The organism is Martinezella multihospitum (assembly GCF_900094585.1).
GTDB classification, from domain to species: Bacteria; Pseudomonadota; Alphaproteobacteria; order Rhizobiales; family Rhizobiaceae; genus Rhizobium; species Rhizobium multihospitium.
In genome coordinates this window covers 851,535-865,286 of sequence record NZ_FMAG01000001.1, presented here as the reverse complement: position 1 = coordinate 865,286, position 13,752 = coordinate 851,535, and the positions used below count along the sequence as shown (strand labels likewise).

12 protein-coding genes are annotated in these 13,752 nt (G+C 60.3%); 2 read left to right on the top strand and 10 right to left on the bottom strand.

The window, feature by feature from the left end; translation table 11 throughout:
• Position 1: 1 nt before the first annotated feature.
• The 10 genes from GA0061103_RS03890 to GA0061103_RS03845 form a co-directional block, all read right to left on the bottom strand.
• Complete coding sequence (locus GA0061103_RS03890; protein WP_245304646.1) at positions 2-853, bottom strand: CheR family methyltransferase; 852 nt, start codon at positions 851-853, stop codon at positions 2-4.
• Between the two features lie 12 nt (positions 854-865).
• On the bottom strand, positions 866-1,375 hold the full coding sequence (locus GA0061103_RS03885) for a chemotaxis protein CheW (RefSeq protein ID WP_092707250.1): 510 nt from the start codon (positions 1,373-1,375) through the stop codon (positions 866-868).
• Positions 1,376-3,205: a methyl-accepting chemotaxis protein gene (locus GA0061103_RS03880; RefSeq protein ID WP_092707248.1), complete on the bottom strand. Its 1,830-nt coding sequence runs from the start codon at positions 3,203-3,205 to the stop codon at positions 1,376-1,378. It lies immediately after the preceding gene.
• 190 nt (positions 3,206-3,395) lie between these two features.
• Complete coding sequence (locus tag GA0061103_RS03875) at positions 3,396-5,105, bottom strand: methyl-accepting chemotaxis protein (RefSeq protein ID WP_092707246.1); 1,710 nt, start codon at positions 5,103-5,105, stop codon at positions 3,396-3,398.
• A gap of 25 nt (positions 5,106-5,130) precedes the next feature.
• Positions 5,131-5,643 (bottom strand): chemotaxis protein CheW, encoded by a 513-nt coding sequence (locus tag GA0061103_RS03870; RefSeq protein WP_092707244.1) that lies wholly within the window; start codon positions 5,641-5,643, stop codon positions 5,131-5,133.
• Positions 5,640-7,664 carry a chemotaxis protein CheA gene (locus GA0061103_RS03865; protein ID WP_092707242.1) on the bottom strand — a complete coding sequence of 675 codons (2,025 nt, stop codon included), beginning with the start codon at positions 7,662-7,664 and terminating at the stop codon, positions 5,640-5,642. Before GA0061103_RS03865 ends, GA0061103_RS03870 begins: the two co-directional genes overlap by 4 nt.
• Entirely contained in the window at positions 7,661-8,029 is a 369-nt protein-coding gene (locus GA0061103_RS03860; protein ID WP_047631891.1) for a response regulator, read from the bottom strand. Before GA0061103_RS03860 ends, GA0061103_RS03865 begins: the two co-directional genes overlap by 4 nt.
• Positions 8,026-8,352, bottom strand: coding sequence for an STAS domain-containing protein (locus tag GA0061103_RS03855; protein ID WP_092707240.1), 327 nt, complete (start codon positions 8,350-8,352; stop codon positions 8,026-8,028). The genes GA0061103_RS03860 and GA0061103_RS03855 overlap by 4 nt, the downstream gene beginning before the upstream one ends.
• Positions 8,349-9,431, bottom strand: coding sequence for an HD-GYP domain-containing protein (locus GA0061103_RS03850; protein ID WP_092707238.1), 1,083 nt, complete (start codon positions 9,429-9,431; stop codon positions 8,349-8,351). The genes GA0061103_RS03855 and GA0061103_RS03850 overlap by 4 nt, the downstream gene beginning before the upstream one ends.
• A 226-nt stretch (positions 9,432-9,657) precedes the next feature.
• The gene (locus tag GA0061103_RS03845; protein ID WP_092707236.1) at positions 9,658-10,659 is read right to left on the bottom strand and encodes a helix-turn-helix transcriptional regulator; all 1,002 of its coding nucleotides are present in this window, start codon (positions 10,657-10,659) and stop codon (positions 9,658-9,660) included.
• Positions 10,660-10,960: 301 nt separating this feature from the next.
• Here GA0061103_RS03845 and GA0061103_RS03840 point away from each other — a divergent pair, with 301 nt between their 5' ends.
• Entirely contained in the window at positions 10,961-12,622 is a 1,662-nt protein-coding gene (locus GA0061103_RS03840) for a hypothetical protein (RefSeq protein ID WP_092707234.1), read from the top strand.
• A 159-nt stretch (positions 12,623-12,781) separates the two neighbouring features.
• Positions 12,782-13,732 carry a DUF535 family protein gene (locus tag GA0061103_RS03835; protein ID WP_092707232.1) on the top strand — a complete coding sequence of 317 codons (951 nt, stop codon included), beginning with the start codon at positions 12,782-12,784 and terminating at the stop codon, positions 13,730-13,732.
• Positions 13,733-13,752 lie beyond the last annotated feature (20 nt).

The following is a 13,752-nucleotide window of genomic DNA, read 5'->3' as shown; positions in this document are numbered from 1 at the left end:
GTCAGACCTTTCTGAAGACCGTGTTGGCGACCTGCTTGACCGGCAGATTGAGCCCACTGATCGTCTCGGAATGGCCGACATAGAGGAAGCCGCCCGTTACCAGCTTCTCGCAAAGCCTGGAAAGAACCTTCTCCTGCGTCGGCTTGTCGAAATAGATCAGCACGTTGCGGCAGAAGACGATATGAACCTTGTCGCCGATCTCATAGACGCGATCCATGAGATTGAGACGGCCGAAGCCGATCCTTGAGCGCAGTTTGGGGTGAATGCGAACTTCGCCGCGCTCCGGGTCGCGCGCTTCCATGACATAGCGCAAACGCCGCGGCCGATCGACGGGATCGATCATCCCGGCGGGATAGACGCCCCTGCGCGCCGCTCGGAGAACATCGGTCGACAGATCGGTCGCAAGGATGCTGTACTCGGGCGCGCCGTGGACTTCGCGATAGTCCTCCATGACCATGGCGATCGTGTAGGGCTCTGCGCCGACGGAACAGGCTGCACTCCAGATCCTGAGGCGGCTGTGTCCCGCTGCAAGCAGCTCGGGAACGGCGGCACTTTCGAGATGCTCGAAATGCTTCGGTTCCCGGAAAAAGTCCGTCTTGTTGGTCGTGACCGCGTCGATCAGGTGGATCGCTTCGCGATCGATGCCGCCGCGCTTGAACAGATAGTCGCAGTAATCATCGAGGTCGCCGATTCCGGTTGCCCGCAACCGGCGCCGCAATCGTCCTTCCAGCATCGTGCGCTTGCCCGGAGGCATCTTGATGCCGCTATAGTCGTAGATATAGCGGGCAAGCTGGTCGAAGTTCCGCCGGCTCAGCCCCTGGTCTCCGTAGTCTCTTACATCCTGCAACGCCACTTTACGCCCTACTCAAACAGCGGCCAATTCGGAGGCTCTCTGGCCCATCCCCACACCCATCAGCGACACCTTGTCGGTCGATGAGAAGAGTTTTGCGAGATCGATGATGACAACGAACCCGCCGTCGCGGCGCACGACGCCGGCTATATATTCGGATGGCCAGCGCACCCCGATATCGGGGGCGCTTTCGATCGATTCATGCTTGAAGGACGTGACTTCGAAGACGCGATCGGCGACGAGACCGAGCGTCAGGATCTTGTCGGCGATCGGGATGTCGATCACGAGGATGCGCGTATGCGGCGTCTTCGTCGTGGGCGACATGCCCAGGCGCAGACGCAGATCGATGACCGGTACGCCCTGGCCGCGGACGTCACGCAGGCCGAGCAGATAGTCCGGCCCATGCGGAATGCGAAAGGCATCCTGGTGGTCCAGGATTTCCCGGACCACCGTGACGGGCACGGCGAAGCACTCGTCGCCGAGACCGAACGTCACATATTGCGCTTCGGTGCTGGTCGCAGCCATTTATGCGCTCTCCCTGAAGTCGTTATCATCCGCATCGGGTCCACCCATGGACATGTCGAGGGTAAAGCCCTTGAGACGAGCTTGCTGCGCGGCGACGCTGTTGTCTGACCGTGCGGCTGGGGCTCTGGCAGCAGGTGCCTTGGCGGCAGGTTTGGCCTTGGCCGGACTGGCGGTGTGATGGACAGGAGCATGGGCGGCCTGGGCCTTGCGGGCATTGGCCTGATCGACGCGGAAGAAGGCGATGGAGGCCTGCAGCTCCTCCGCCTGGGCGGCCAGTTCTTCCGATGTTGCCGACATTTCTTCGGAGGCGCCGGCATTCTGCTGCGTCACCTTGTCGAGTTGCTGGATCGCCTCGTTGATCTGCGAGGCACCGATATCCTGCTCGCGGCAGGCAGCCGAGATTTCGGCCACCAGTTCGGCCGTCTTGCGGATATCGGGAACGAGGCGCGACAGCATGTCGCCGGCCTCGGTCGCGACCGTGACGGTCTCGCCGGAGAGGCTGGAGATTTCGGCAGCTGCCGCCTGGCTGCGCTCGGCCAGCTTGCGCACTTCCGAGGCGACGACGGCAAAGCCGCGGCCATGCTCGCCGGCACGCGCGGCTTCGACGGCAGCGTTAAGCGCCAGCAGGTCGGTCTGGCGGGCGATCTCCTGCACGATGGAGATCTTCTCGGCGATGGTGCGCATGGCGTTGACGGCACGATCGACGGCCTGGCCGCTGATCTCGGCGTCCTTGGCGGACTGGCGGGCGATCTTTTCGGTCTGAGCCGCATTGTCGGCGTTCTGTTTGATATTGGCGGCCATCTCTTCCATCGAGGCGGAGGCTTCTTCAGCGGATGAAGCCTGTTCGGTCGCACCTTGAGACAGTTGTTCGGAACCGGCCGACAGTTGCTGGCTGCCCGACGAGACGTTGTCGGAGGCCGACAGCGCATCGGCAACGACACCGCGCAGCCGCTCGACCATCGACTGCAGCGACATGCCGAGCGTATCCTTCTCCGACATCGGCTTCGGCTTCACCGTCAGGTCGCCATTGGCGATCTGGTCGGCGATCGTTGCGGTGTTGCGCAGATTTCCGGTCATGACGTTGATGGTGTTGACGAGGTCCTTGATCTCGTCATTGGTCTTGATCTCGATGTTCTGATTGAGATCACCGATAGCGACACCTTCGGCAACGGCCTGGATCTTCTTCAGCCCGCGATTGATGCCGAGTGCGATCCAGATGGCAACGGCCGTAGAAATCACGAACATGATGCCAAGCGACGTCAGCAGCAGATTTCGCGCAGACGCATATTGGTCGTTGGTCGACAGATCGGTTTGATGCAAATCATTAAGAATTGCCTTGTTGACGGTCTCAAGCGCATCCTGGAGCAGGTCGCTTGCCTTGCGTCCCTCGCCCATGGAGAGAGCGCCAGCCTTGCGGTTGCTTTCGTCGGTATTCTCGGCCGCAAGCTTCAGGATCTGATCGTCGATCTGCTTCCAGGCCGGATACTGCTTGGAAAACTCGGCAACCTTGTCGGAAATCGCCGGATCTTGCGCAAGCTTCTGTACGAGCTGTTCGATCGTGACTTCTTTCTCGTGAACGGCGTCGATGTAGCCGCCGATCGCCTGCGGATCGGTGTTGAGGATGGCGTTCTTTTCATTGCGGATCGCATCCAGCACGGCGCTGGAAAGATCGCCGGAGTTGCGGAGATTGTTGGCCGGCCCCTGGACAATATCGGTGATGGCGGAGTTGAGGGAAGACAGGCTCATGATTGCGAGGACCGACATGCCGGTCGACAAGAGGATCAGGAAGCCGAAGGCGATTGCCAGTTTGAGTTTGATAGTAAAGCGCATCTCTGAAAAGCTCCTGGAGATGGAGGGTTTGATGATTGAAAAGTCAGACGGGGAGCCGTCTTGATGCGCGAAGACCGATACATTCACCCTTCCGCGAACCGGAACCGGTTCTTGAGGCCTGCAATAGCATTTGCCGGCCTTTGATCCGGCGCCTCCCGGCGCCGATGTTTGTTGATGTCAGGCCAGGCGCTCAGGCGCTCTGGCGAAAATCATTGTCATCAGCGTCCGGCCCGCCCATGGACATGTCGAGGGTAAAACCCTTGAGACGAGCCTGCTGCGCGGCGACGCTGTTGTCTGACCGTGCGGCCGGAGTTCTGGCTGCCGGTGCCTTGGCGGCAGGTTTGGCCTTGGCTGGGCTGGCGGTGTGGTGGACCGGAGCATGCGCGGCCTGTGCCTTGCGGGCATTGGCCTGATCGACCCGGAAGAAGGCGATGGAGGCCTGCAGTTCCTCGGCCTGGGCTGCGAGCTCCTCTGACGTTGCCGACATTTCTTCGGAGGCGCCGGCATTCTGCTGCGTCACCTTGTCGAGCTGCTGGATCGCCTCGTTGATCTGCGATGCACCGATATCCTGTTCACGGCAGGCGGCCGAGATTTCAGCCACCAGTTCAGCCGTCTTGCGGATATCGGGAACGAGGCGCGACAGCATGTCGCCGGCCTCGGTTGCGACCGTCACGGTCTCGCCCGACAGGCTGGAGATTTCGGCGGCCGCCGCCTGGCTGCGTTCTGCCAGCTTGCGCACTTCCGAGGCGACGACGGCAAAGCCGCGGCCATGCTCGCCGGCACGCGCGGCTTCGACGGCAGCGTTAAGCGCCAGCAGGTCGGTCTGGCGGGCGATCTCCTGGACGATCGAGATCTTCTCGGCGATGGTGCGCATGGCGTTGACAGCACGGTCGACGGCCTGGCCGCTGATCTCGGCGTCCTTGGCGGACTGGCGGGCGATCTTTTCGGTCTGAGCCGCGTTGTCGGCATTCTGCTTGATGTTGGCGGCCATCTCTTCCATCGAGGCGGAGGCTTCCTCGGCGGATGAGGCCTGTTCGGTCGCGCCCTGCGACAGCTGTTCGGAACCGGCCGACAGTTGCTGGCTGCCCGACGAGACGTTGTCGGAGGCCGACAGCGCATCGGCGACGACACCGCGAAGTCGTTCGATCATCGAGTTGACGTGGCCCAGAAGCTCGCCGATCTCGTCCTTGGTGGTGATCACGGCGAATTCAGTCAGATCGCCGTCGGCGACGGTCTGGACGGTCTTGACTGCGCGGCTGATGCCCTTGTTGATCGAGATGATGATCCAGATCGCCGAAAGAAATGCGAGGATCGATGCCGTTGAGGCGATGATGATGAGGATCAGGCGGGCATTCGCATAGTCGCTGGCGGCATCCTGATCCGCCTGTTTCAGTCTCGCCCGTTCGGAATCGAAGACCTGTGCAAGCACATTGTCGATCTTGGTGCTTATGTCGCGCGCGTCCGTCGTTGAAATATGCAGCGCGCCGCCAGCGTCTCCGGCAAGCATCATTGTACGGATACGGTCGTCCGCATTGCGCCAATTGGCGGATAGATCCTTGATCTGTGTCCAGAATGCCATGTCCTGAGCAGTGGTATTGGCCAGGATCTTCGCAAGGTCGGTATCGAACTCCGCACGCGCAGCGTCGCTCTTGGCAATATAGTCCTTGGTTTCATTGACCGATGCGGATGACAGCATGTTCTTTTGCTGCCGCAGCTGCTGCAGGACGGCAATATCGAGATTCTGGGCAAGCCGCAGCCGTTCGGCAGGCCCCGTCAATGTATCGGACCAGTTGTCGTTGACCTGGCCGAGGGTTGCGATGCTGTAGATGGCCGTGCCAAGAAGCATGGCGATCACGACAGCAAACGTTAGAAGCAGTTTGAGCTTGATCGTAAAGCGCATCTGATGGCCTCCTTTTCCGGGTAATTCATGCTGTTGCTCTGACCGCAACCGCCCGCTGCGACGAGAAGATCGCCTGCAGGTTCGGCAGGATGATAAATTCGCCGCCGCGTTTGACGAGGGCATGGATGTAGTCGGGGCGCCAGCGCATGCCGATGACGGGCGGCGGTTCGCTTGCCGCCTGTGAAAGCTGGGTGACTTCATGCACCTTGTCGGTGCGAATGCCGATCAGGGTCGTCTCGCCATCCAGTTCGAGTTCGGTGACGACGATACGGCTGTCGATGGTGACATTGGCCGCCTCCATGCCGAAGGCGATGCGGATGTCGGCAAGCGGAATGACCTTGCCGCGGAAGTTGATGACGCTGCCGACGAAGGGCAGGCTGCCGGGAACGCTGGTTTCAGGCAGCAGATCGAGGATTTCCTGAACGATGACCGCGTCGATGGCGAAAGTCTCGCCATTGAGGCTGAAGGTGAGGACCGAAAGTTCGTCGGCGCCTTTCCAGACGGCGCGATGGTCCGATTTTGCGTCTGCGTCGATCATCCTGCTGCCCGCAATTGCGCCTCCTGGTGCTGTCCGGCCGTGATGAGATGGACGACGTCGAGGATCAGGGCCACGTTGCCGTCGCCGAGAATGGTCGCGCCGGAGAAGGTGGAGACGTGGTCGTGAAGCTTCGACATCGACTTGATGACAGTCTGGTGGTCGCCGATGATCTGATCGACGACAAGACCGACGCGCTCGCTGCCGGTCGAGATCACCACCACCTTCTGATAGGGATCGGGCTCCGTGCCGGTGCGGAAGAGCTCGCGCAGGCGCAGGAACGGCACGAGGTTGTCACGCAGCGAGATGAAGCTGCGGCCGCGCGAGCGCAGGTCCTGTTCGACCGAAAGTTCAAGGCACTCCTCGACGGCGGCGAGCGGGATCACGTAGCGCCCGCTGCCGACACGAACGAGGAGGCCGTCGATGATGGCAAGCGTCAGCGGAATGCGTAGCGCGATCTCAGAACCCTTGCCGAATTCGCTGGTGATATCGATCGCCCCGCGCAGCGTCTCGATCGTCTTCTTGACCACGTCCATGCCGACGCCGCGGCCGGAGAGATTGGTGACCTTTTCCGCCGTCGAGAAGCCGGGCTGGAAGATCAGCTGCAGCAGTTCCTTGTCCGAAAGCTGGGCGCCGGGCTGGATCAGGCCGTTGGCCTCCGCCTTGGCGCGCACCCTCTGCCGGTCTATGCCGCGGCCATCGTCCTTGATGGAGATGACGACTTCACTGCCGGTCTGGTGCGCCGAAAGGAAGACCCGGCCAGTCACCGGCTTACCGGCTGCGACGCGATCATCCGGGTTTTCCAGGCCATGGTCTATCGAGTTGCGGACGAGGTGAACGAGTGGATCGGCCAGGCGGTCGATGACCGTCTTGTCGACCTCGGTGCTCTCGCCCTCGGTGACGAGTTCGATATCCTTGCCGGTTTCACGGGCGAGATCGTGGACCAGCCGGCGGAAGCGGCTGAAGAGGCTCGCCACCGGCATCATGCGCAGGACCATCATCGTGTCCCGCAATTCGCCGGCGAGCCGCTCGATTTCTTCCGAGACCGAGCGCAGGCCGAGATCGGCGGCGGAATTCGCCATCTGGCTCAGCCGCGATTGGGCGATCACCAGTTCTCCGACCCTGTCCATCATCTCGTCGAGACGGAGGGCAGGCACGCGAACATTGTCGGCCTGCTTCTGCGATTTGGCATCGACAGGCTGAGCCTTGCCCGCATCGATCGGCTGGGCGGCGGCCTTTGATGGTTCGTCCTCGATCGGCTGTTCTGGCTTTGTGGCGACCGGTGCCGGGACCGGTTCGGTCTGCGTCTGAAGTCCCTCCAGCTCCATCACCATGTCGTCCATGACGAAGATGAAGACGTCTTCGATATCCGAGCGTGGCTTTTCCGTCGTCAGGTGAACCGTCCAGCCGATGTGAAGATCGCGCGGTTCGAGGTCCGCAAGCAGCGGGATCGCGTCGGTATCGGCTTCGATCCGGCATTCGCCGAGCTCGCGCAACTCGTCCAGCAGCCCGAGCGGATTGGTGCCGTTGACCATCGAATTGGCAGGCAGACTGAATTTCAGATGCCATGCCTTGGAGCCACCGGTTTTCGCGGCAGGCGTCGCAGCTGCCGGCACGCTGACGGGCGCGGCCGTTAGAGCATGCGATCCGGCTGCACCGACGGCCTGACGCAATTTTTCGAGGAGCACGGAGCTCATGGCCTCGTGATCGCCGTTCGGGCTTTCCAGAAGCGCCTGCATGTGGCCCTGCGCATCGAGAACGGCGCTCACCAGTTCCTTCGTGGCCGGCGCCTCGCCCTTGCGCACCCGGTCGAAAGCGGTTTCGCAATGATGGGTGAAGGCGGCCAGCTGATCGAAGCCGAACATCGAGCCCGATCCCTTCAGGGTATGGAGGCCCCGGAAGACCGCATCGATCTGAGCGCGGTCGCTCAGATCGCGCATCAGATCGAGGAGGCCGGCTTCGATCAGCTCGAGCTGTTCGGCGGCCTCCGTCCTGAAAACGGCGATCGGATCGAGTTCGTTCATTTGCCGAGAACCTTGCGCGCGATCTTGATGAGGGTTTCAGGGTCGAAGGGCTTCGTCAGCCATCCCGTCGCGCCGGCGGCCTTCGCCTGTTGCTTGAGATCGCCGTCCGACTCCGTGGTCAGGAAGATGACCGGCGTTCCCATGTAGGCCGGCAGCTGCCGCAGGCTGCGGATCATCGTCAGGCCATCCATGTTCGGCATGTTGAGGTCGGTGACGATGAGATCGAAGTTGCCCGACTTCAACTTGGTGAGGCCGTCTGCGCCGTCGACCGCCTCGGTGACGGAATATCCGGCGTTGGTCAGCGCAATGCGCGTGGTCAGTCGAATGCTGGCGGAGTCATCGACGGTGAGAATATTGGCGCTCATGCTGCTTTTCCTTCTAGCCAGAAGCTGTCTTTTTGCCGGTCGCCGCAAAGGAGACCTGCACGTTGCAGGACGGTCAGAAAATTGCCGTCTGCTGGTTTGCTCAATGTGACTGCCACGCCGGCACGAGCGGCTGTTTGCCGTGCGGAGAGAAGCAGTTGCGGTAGGGTGAGGTCGATCTCCTCACCGCTGTCGATATCGATGATCAGGGCATGGTTGCGCAAAGCTGCTTCCTGCAGATAGACCTGAACGATGTCTCTGACATTGGTGATCGTCTTGATCGTCAGCGGCCCATGCAGGTGGAGAATTTCTGACTGTTGGCTCATGCCGAACCTCGGGATAACTGAAGTGTGGAAATCGGCGTTGCGTGGTCGTCGCTGTTCTGGGGCTCGAAGAGAGCCTTGATATCCGTCCAGCGGCGGCAGAAGGCTGCGACGCAGGCCGGATCGAAATGCGTGCCGCTGCTGTTGACGATCTCGCGGAATGCGTCGGCGATCGGCCAAGCGGCCTTGTATGCCCGCTTCGAGCAGAGGGCGTCGAAGACATCGGCTATGGCGACGATGCGAGCCTCGATCGGGATTGCGGTACCTGAAAGACCTTTCGGATAGCCCGCACCATCCCATCTCTCGTGATGGCTTTCGGCGATCTTGCGTGCGATCTGGATCAGCTCGCTCGAGCTGTCACTGAGGATCTCGGCGCCGAAATCCGCATGCTGCTGCATTTGCCGGCGCTCGTCCGGGCTCAGGGGGCCTGGCTTGGAGAGAATGGTGTCCGGCAGACCGATCTTGCCAACATCGTGCAGCGCGCTCGCCAGAAAGATCATGCGGCACTGGCCGGCATCCAGGCCCACCTCTTCGGCGATCATGCGCGCAACAATCGCGACGCGGTCCAGATGGTCGGCCGTTTCGCCGTGGCGGCAAGCGATAGCCTTGGAGAGACGCCAGATGATCTCTTCCTCGTGTCGTTCGATCCTTTGCATCGCAGCGTCGAAATCGCGCTGCAGCGTCGCGGCCTTGGCGGCTAGCGCCAGCCGCTGTTCTCCGATGTCGAGAATGTTGCGGACGCGCAGCGTCAGCTCCATCTCGTCGATCGGCTTGTTCAGGAATTCGGTGGCACCCGCTTTCATGGCTGCCAATCGGATGTCGGCCTCCTTGCGGGAGGTGATCATGATGGTCGGCACATGGGCGGTAAGCGCGTTCTTACGCACATGGCTGATCACTTCGATGCCGTTCATGTCGGGCATCATATAGTCGACGAGAATGAGATCCGGCGTCCGGTCGTCGAGCCGCTTGAGGGCATCACTCGGATGAAGGAACGACAATACCTCGCTGCCCTTGATGGCTTCGACCACGCGGCGAAGCGTGGCCACGACGGAAGGACTGTCATCGATTACGAAGACGCGCATAACTACCCCGCAGAGCGTCCGCGGTACACCCACGGATCGACTCAGGATTTTTGGCTGAAAGATTGTTGGAGGCCTTTCTCATGAAAGGGCCGCGTCACAATGATTGTGAATCTTGGCTGAGGTAACGAAATCGTTAAATGGCTAACGGTGTGTTAAACTTATGCTCAACCTGTAGCTGATTTTATAATTAACTGCGATTAAGTGATAGGATTGCGTTTTTCTGATATCAAATCTTATCACCCGCATCGAAGTCGTGACGGCTGGTGCGCGTCGATGACGGGGATACACCATACATGGCACGATAACGTGCTGCGAAATATCCCATGTGAGTAAATCCCCAGCGCGTGGCGATCTCGGATATGTTTTCGCCGGCATCGCCGTGAAGCAGATCGTAATGGATTTGCTGCAGCCGGAGGCGCTGTACGTAATTCAGGGGATTCATGCCCATGTTCTGCTGGAAGGAAATCTGCAGGCTGCGCACGCTCTGGCCGGCATTTTTTGCAATATCGAGTACCGTGAACTCGTCGCCCAGATGGGTCTGAATCCAATCCAGTGCCCGCTTCAGATTGCGTGGTCGCGCGCTCTGGATCACGGTCTTTTGTATAGATTGCGGCCATGATTGCATGAAGGCCGCAATCAACGCCTCTTTGAAAAGGGAGGCACCTAATGGCGAGCCGGCGAAGGGATGCTCATCCGCCTCGAGCAGCAAGGCCGCCATGCGGTGAACCGTTCTTATTCCCGTCTCGTCAATATCGGCCATTAAAGCGAAGCGTCGAAAAAACAACCCAGGATCGTCTTTTCCGATATCGATCAGTGGCAGGCAATGAATGCGGGGTATGGCAAGCGCAACCTTGCGGGCATTCGCGGACGCCTTGATTTTCGTCGAGCCAGGAGACAGCAGCATGAAAGCGGTTCCTGCGGCCGCCGTGAACTCCTGGTCCTCCGTTTCAACTTGAAACACGCCGTTTTCGACGAAGTGCAGCTCTATCCGGTCGGCGGGATCAAACAGATAGAGGATTTCATAACCCGTTCTTGAAAAAATCTTCCAAGCCGCCATCCTTCGGATTGTGGCCAGCGTGACATCGATGTGGAAGTTCGGATTGCCCAGCCTTCGTTCTAGAACGACCGATATATCCGCGCCCTTCAATCTTTCCTGTAACTCGGCAGGCTCGCAGGATGACCAGGCGTATTTCTCGGTAGCTATCTTCATTTTATCTTCAATCAGCATGAGCGGGCTTGCTTGCGGGTGGAATTAAAAGCAGAGCCGCCGGTGGCCTGCACAAAGGCGAGGCGTGCTGATTGGCAGTTATAAGACGTGGGTCTTGCCCAGGGCTTTCCCGGCAGCGCAAGGGGGCGGTTGCAAGCAGGCGCCCTGTTTCGTTCCCCGCGTTAACTCCATGTTTTTTTGTTCGCTTTAGTTTGCCGGGGATAATCTTGGGCGGGGTCCGAACAGTATGGCGTATGCAGCGACAAGCCGGCAATTTATCCCATCGACGGATAGTTTCGTCGATCGCTTGGAGAGCGCCCGATTGCAAATCGAACAGCGCTTCCTGGATGGCGGCGCGGTCCTCATCACGGTCACGGAAGCGCTCGCCAAGCTCGTCAGCCTGCTGGAGCATATCGGCAATTCGTTGAAGGAGGAGAATGCGACCGAAGCCACGGCGCGGCTGCTTCAGACGGTGGACCTTTTGAATGAACTGCCGCCTGCCGAAGCGCGGCGCCAGGAGAGCGTCGCCGCTATTGGGCAGACCGGACAGCGGCTTGCCGAGCACGTCCTCTCGATGGAGGAGACCCTGCGCTATCTCAGGACCTTTGCCGCGACGGCAAAGATAGCAGGTGCGCGCATCCCCGACTTTTCGAGTTTCGCCAGCGAGATCGTCGAACGCATCGAATTCGCCACCAAGGAAGTCAAGGCGCTGTCCTTGCAGATCCGCTCGCTGGAAGGGCAGATCGAATCCGCCACGGCAAATGAGGACGGTTCGCTGGGGCAGCATCTGAACGGCATCCCGTCCATCGCCCAGCGCCTCATATCGAACGCCGAGGAAATCCAGCTTCAGCGCCGCAATCTTTCCGAGTTGGCGGATAGCGTCGCCGGCTTGGCGCGCAAGATCCAGAACAAGGTTGCCCATACGCTGTCGGCCATGCAGATCGGCGATATTACCAGGCAGAGGGTCGAGCATTGCCAGACGGCATATGCAATCGTTGAGGCCTATCTCGCCTCGGAAGCTCCGGCCGACCTTTCCGCCAGTGACCGCCAGCGCCTGTCGCAGCTGGCAATGACATTGATTTTCGAATTGCTTGGCGAGACGGCCAAGGGGTTCGACCGCGAGACCGCCAAGATCATCGATAATATCCGCAGCTTCAGCGGCGATATCGGCACGTTGCTTGATCTCTACCGGACAATGATGTCGCAGAGCGGGCAGGATGGCAAAAGCCCGATCAACTCGCTGCGCGGCGATCTTTCCGCCGCGCGGATCGTTGTCGATCGCATCGATGTCGCTGCAGCCGGCGCCAAACAGCTCAGCGAGAAGACATCCGAGATGGTCAAGGAGCTGACCACGAGCATCCTGACCATTCAGCTCGTGCGGCGCGACATTCAATACATGGCCCTCAATACCAATCTGCGCTGCGGCAAGCTCGGCGAGGAAGGGCGAGCGATCAATGTGGTTGCCGGCGAGCTGCGCTCGTTCGCATCGCTGCTCGATGAAGATGCCGAGAAGATCCTTGTCGGCCTCGGCACGCTCGAAACACAGGCGACCGGCCTCAAGGACTGGCGACAGGCCGGCGAAGAGGAAAATTCTTCCGGGCTCGGCACGCATATAGACGCGGCGCTTGCCCACATCGGGGAAGCCGGTGCGGCGATGGATCTCAATGCGCAGGAGCTGCGCCGGTGCGGCGAGACCATGACCTCGCAAGTGGCCGATGTGATCAAGGGTTTGGACTTCCGCGCCGGGATCGGCGAGACCTTGGCATCCTGCACGAAGGAGGCCGGACGTATGCGGAGCGCATTTGTCGATACGACCGGGCTCGAGGCTCCGGTGGCGGCGATTTCCGAGCGCATCTTCAAGATCTACACCATGGCGGCCGAACGCGAGATTCATGGTGCCATTTTCGGTGCGATGAGCTCTCTGGCCGAAAGCGCTCCGGCGCCAGCCAGTGACGAGGATCTTTTTGCAGATGCTCTCTTCTAATCTTCCAGTAGCTTCGTGCGGCGGGCAAATATCCCATCGCCTTGTAGGCGAGCTTCAGCCTTTGATGACACGGCCCACGAAAGGCTGATCCTGCCTTGACGCGGCCTTGACAATTCCAATGCAGATGGTTCGGCGAAACCATATTCGCCGGGCCTTTGCATGAATCGAAAGACATCGATCGCCGTGACGCCAGAGGGCGTCATATCCAGTATTTCTCCTTCCGCGATGGTCGTGCCGGCAGCTGCCAGGTCGCACACATCCCGATACGCCCCGCTCTGGAGAATATTGACCTTCAGCCTGCGGGTGCGCTGGAAGCGTGCTCTTCTGTTCTGGTGCCGCTTTGCCGCAGATCCGCTTCTGACCATCCGGTGGTGGCGCTTTACTGCTGCATTTGCCGCCGCGCGCGAATTGCCGCCGCCCCATGACGAGCTGCTGCAGAAGCCGCTGTCAAAATTTCTGGTCCACGGAATGTGCAACGCCCGGCGGCTCTCCCTTCTCATCGAGCATTTTTCCATTGCGGAAACTATTTTCTCCAGGGACAGCATGACGCGGCTCTGGCGCGGCGAATGGCTGGAAATGGGCCTTGTTCAAGGCAAATGCGAAGCATATGCATGCTGGATCGCGCTCGCCGACTGCAGCGGCGGCCGGCATGAGGGCGCTTTCGCGATCAAACTCCTGCGCGTGAGCGATCAGGCACTTCTCTGCACGGCAAGATTCACCTTCGTCAATCAGGGGGTGGAGGGGAGCTATACATTCGTCGTCGGGAGCATGCAGGGGCCACGCAATGCGAAGCAGCGTATCATCGAGGTGACCCGCGATCTTGCGGGCCTGCGTCCGAAGGAGGCGATCCTCATCGTGCTGCAGGGCCTTGCGGCGGAAGGCGGCATGCAGCACTTCCTGGCCGTTTCGCAGGCAAGACATCCGATCCAGTATCGCCGGCGCGCCCGGCAATCGATGTTGCTGTCGAACATCGATGCTTTCTGGCTCGAACGTTCCGCCGAACCGGAGGGCGTCTACGGCTTCAGGGTTCCCTATTCGAAGATCCTGGGAGCGGACAGGCGCAGCCAGAGCAAATCATGGTTCTACAATATCGGTGAACTCTTCCACTAATCGCCTGCCGGCACCTTCCG